Annotated in this window: 3 protein-coding genes; all 3 read left to right on the forward strand. The window is 70.0% G+C overall.

Annotated features, from left to right (window positions below):
• The coding region (locus ACKUB9_RS20040) for a 3-keto-5-aminohexanoate cleavage protein (RefSeq protein ID WP_407523891.1) at nt 1-414 on the forward strand (414 nt) is incomplete at its 5' end.
• 458 nt (nt 415-872) lie between these two features.
• Nucleotides 873-2,915, forward strand: a complete 2,043-nt coding sequence (locus tag ACKUB9_RS20045; protein WP_407523893.1) for a TRAP transporter permease — start codon at nt 873-875, stop codon at nt 2,913-2,915.
• 14 nt (nt 2,916-2,929) lie between these two features.
• Complete coding sequence (locus ACKUB9_RS20050; protein WP_407523895.1) at nt 2,930-3,901, forward strand: TAXI family TRAP transporter solute-binding subunit; 972 nt, start codon at nt 2,930-2,932, stop codon at nt 3,899-3,901.
• Nucleotides 3,902-3,954: the final 53 nt, after the last annotated feature.

The raw sequence follows: 3,954 nt of genomic DNA on the forward strand, positions 1-3,954 counted from the left end.
ATCGAGATCTTCGACCTCTCGCACCTGCACGGGGCGCGTCGGCTGATCGAGGCGGGGCTGATGGACGAGGCGCCGCACGTGCAGTTCGTGATGGGCGTCAAGAACGCGATGCCGGCCGAGGAGCACCTGCTCGACATCCTGCTGTCCGAGACCCGGCGGATCCTGCCGCGGGCGACGTGGACGGCGGCGGGGATCGGGCGCGAGCAGGCGCGGGTGATGGGCTGGGCGCTGGCGCGGGGGGCGGATGCGGTGCGCACGGGTCTGGAGGACAACATCCGGGTGACGAAGGAGCGGCTGGCGGCGAGCAACGCCGAGCTGGTGGGGCTGGCGGCCGCGCTGGTGGAGCGTCACGGCCGGCGCGTCGCCACCCCGGCCGAAGCCAGGCGGATCCTGCACCTCGCCCCCGCGGCCTGAGAGCCCGACGCCAGGCGCGTCCGAGCGCCGCGGCTCGCGGGCCGGAGCCCTTTCCCGCATCGCATCCCGAAGCCGGGACTCGCGCCGGACCGTGGGCGGCCCGGCTGCGAACTGCGCAAGCCGGTGGGTTGCCCCTCGACTATGAGGAGGCTGGGTGTAAAATCCTGCCCAACAGCGCAGCTTGACGCTGGTCGGGTGAGGATGCCGGATGTGCGCGAGCTCATGACTGCGCTGAACGGGCTGCTCAGCGCGAGCTTGGCACAGTCTGCTGCGGGATCGGCCGCCCGGCGCGTCCCGCGCTGCACCGGCCCGCAGGCCGCCGTCGCCTCGGGCGATCCGGCCGTGATACACCCTACCCCCTTCCCCGGGGCCGGACCGGCCCGACGCAGCCCGGCCTGCCGGCGCGCGCGCGCCGCTCGCGGCAGCCGCCACGCTTCCGACGCAGACAGGACACGCTCATGACGGAGGCCCAGAGGCGGGAGGCGGGACCGACCCCCGCGGCAGGCGCACCGGACGTTGTCTCCACCGAGGCCCTGCGCGAGGCCGAGGCCTATATCGAGGCGGAGGAAGGCGCCACAAACCGCCTCGGCGGCGTGATCGGCCTGATCGTGACCGGCATCGCGGTCGCGATGAGCCTGTTCCACCTCTACGCCGCCTACAGCATCGTCCCGACGCAGGAGCTGCGCTACATCCACGTCGGCTTCACGCTGCTGCTGTGCTTCCTGCTGTTTCCCGTCGCGGGGCGCTTCCGCGACCGGATCCGCTGGTGGGACTTCCTGCCCGGGATCCTCTCGGTCGCCATCGTCGGCTACGCGCTCTGGGGCGGCGAGGACTTCACCGACCGCGCCACCGTGCCGGACCGCCTGGACGTGGTGCTCGGGCTGATCTTCATCGTCATCCTGCTCGAAGCGACCCGGCGGGCGACCGGGGCGATCATGCCGGTGGTCGCGCTGTTCTTCATCGCCTACGCGATGCTGGGGCCGCACCTGCCGGCCCCGTGGACGCACCGCGGCTACGACGTCAGCCGCCTCGTCGGCCACCTGTTCATGACGCTCGAAGGCATCTTCGGCGTCGCGGTCGACGTGTCGGCGACGCTCATCATCCTGTTCACGATCTACGGGGCGTTCCTCCAGCATTCCGGCGCCGGCAAGTTCTTCATCGATTTTTCGCTGGCGCTGATGGGCGGGCGCCGGAACAGCGCGGGCCGCACCGTGGTGCTGTCGTCGTTCCTGCTCGGCGGCCCCTCGGGCTCGGGCGTCGCCACCACGGTCATGATCGGCTCCGTCGCGTCCCCCATGCTGGCCAAGGCAGGGTTCACGCGCGATGCGGCCGGCGGCCTGCTCGCGGCCGGGGGGCTGGGCGCCATCCTGTCGCCGCCCGTGCTCGGCGCCGCGGCCTTCCTGATCGCCGAGTTCCTGAAGATCTCCTACCTCGACGTGCTCCGGATGGCGGTCATCCCGACATGTCTCTACTACCTCTCCCTCCTCGTCATGGTGGAGCTCGATGCCCGCCGCTTCCACGCGCACGACGTCCGGTTCGAGCAGGAATTGCCGCTCGGCGTGATGGTGCGCCGCTACGGCTTCCACTTCGTCTCGCTGGCGGCGGTGGTCGGCTTCATGGTGGTCGGCTTCTCGCCGATGCTGTCGGTCTTCTACGCCACCGTCGTCACCTTCGTCCTGAGCTTTCTGCGCCCGGAGACCGCGCTGTGGCCGCGCAAGCTCGTGCGGGCGCTCGCGGATGGGTCGATCGGCTCGCTGAACGCGGCCGTGACCTGCGCCTCGGCCGGCATCGTCGTGGGCGTGGTGACGCTCACGGGCCTCGGCCTGAAGTTCTCGTCGATCGTGATCACCTATGCGGGCGGCTCGCTCGTCCTCACGGCCCTCTACACCGCCCTGATCGTCTGGATCATCGGCCTCGCCGTGCCGGTCACCGCGTCGTACATCATCTGCGCGGTGATCGCCGCGCCGGCGCTGACGAAGCTCGGCGTACCGGATTACGCGGCCCACATGTTCATCTTCTACTACGCGGTGCTGTCGGAGGTCTCGCCGCCGACCGCGCTGTCGCCCTTCGCGGCGGCCGCGATCACGGGCGGCAACCCCTACCTGACCACGCTGCAATCCTGGAAGTACACGCTGCCCGCCTTCATCGTGCCCTTCGTGTTCGTGCTCGCGCCGGACGGCGTCGGGCTGCTCATGCAGGTCCCGGCCGGCGGCTCGGTCCTCAGCATCGCATGGATCACCCTGCAGACGGCGCTCGGCCTCGCCGCGCTGGCGGCGGCGGCGCAGAACTGGGCCTTGCGCCGCACCAGCCCGGTCGAGCGCGGGCTCCTGCTCGTGTCGGGGCTGCTGCTCGTGATCCCGAACATCATCGAGCCCCTTCTCGAAACGCTCACCGGATACAACATCCAGTACCTCGCCGCCTTCGGTGCCGTGATCGGCATCCTGGTCATGGTGAGGCAGATCTACATGCCGGCCGCCGCGGCGCCGCCGGCCAGAACCTGAACCGGGAGGAAACGATGCGGAGTGGGATGATGGTGCGCGCCCTCGGCGCCGCCGTGCTGGGCGCGATCCTGGCGGCGGCGCCCGCGGCAGCGCAGCAGAAGACGCTGGCGATCGGCACGGGCGGCACGGGCGGGGTCTATTATCCGCTCGGCGGCGCCATCGCCAATGTGTTGACGAAGCATCTGCCCGGGATGCAGGCCACCGCGGAGGTCACCGGCGGCTCGGTCGACAACCTCAAGCTCATCGGCTCCGGCCAGAGCGAGGTCGGCTTCTCGATGGCGGACGCGGCCCTCGATGCCGCGCAGGGCCAGGACAAGTTCAAGTCCGGCAAGCTCCCGGTGCGGACGCTGATGGTGCTCTACCCGAACCGGATGCACGTCGTGACTGTCGAGGGTGCCGGCGTCGACAAGATGGCGGACCTGAAGGGCAAGCGCGTGTCGACAGGCTCGCCGGGTAGCGCCACCGAGGTGATGGCCTTCCGGGTGATCGAGGCGGCGGGCCTCGACAAGGACAAGGACCTGAAGCGCGAACGCCTCTCAGTCGCCGAATCGGTCAACGCGCTCAAGGACCGCAAGATCGACGCCTTCTTCTGGGTCGGGGGCATTCCGACCGCCGCGGTGACCGACCTCGCGGCGACCCCGGGCATCAAGATGAAGCTCATCGATCATTCCGATCTGGTCGAGAAGATGAACGCCAAGCACGGCAAGCTCTACGCCGCCGGCACCATCCCGGCCGGGTCGTACCCGGGCTTCGACAAGAACAACAGCAATGCCGACGTCTGGAACCTGCTGGTGACCAGCGAGAAGATGAGCGACGACGACGCCTACCGGATCGTGAAGACGCTGGTCGAGCAGCAGCCGGAGCTGGTCGCCGTGCACAAGGAGGCGCAGGGCTTCTCCCTGCAGAACCAGACCCTCGACCGCTCCCCGATCCCGTTCCATCCGGGCGCCCTGAAGTACTTCAAGGAGAAGGGCGTCGGCGGCTGATCCATCGCCGGGCGATCCGACCGCCGGACGGTGCCGGCACTGGAGCGGGGGGG

Source organism: Methylobacterium oryzisoli, assembly GCF_046557895.1.
Lineage (GTDB): Bacteria > Pseudomonadota > Alphaproteobacteria > Rhizobiales > Beijerinckiaceae > Methylobacterium > Methylobacterium oryzisoli.

Bases quoted from the DNA above. Each gene is read 5' to 3' on its own strand.
- ACKUB9_RS20050 (WP_407523895.1), top strand. From the start codon at position 2,930: ATGCGGAGTGGGATGATGGTGCGCGCCCTCGGCGCCGCCGTGCTGGGC.
- ACKUB9_RS20045 (WP_407523893.1), top strand. From the start codon at position 873: ATGACGGAGGCCCAGAGGCGGGAGGCGGGACCGACCCCCGCGGCAGGC.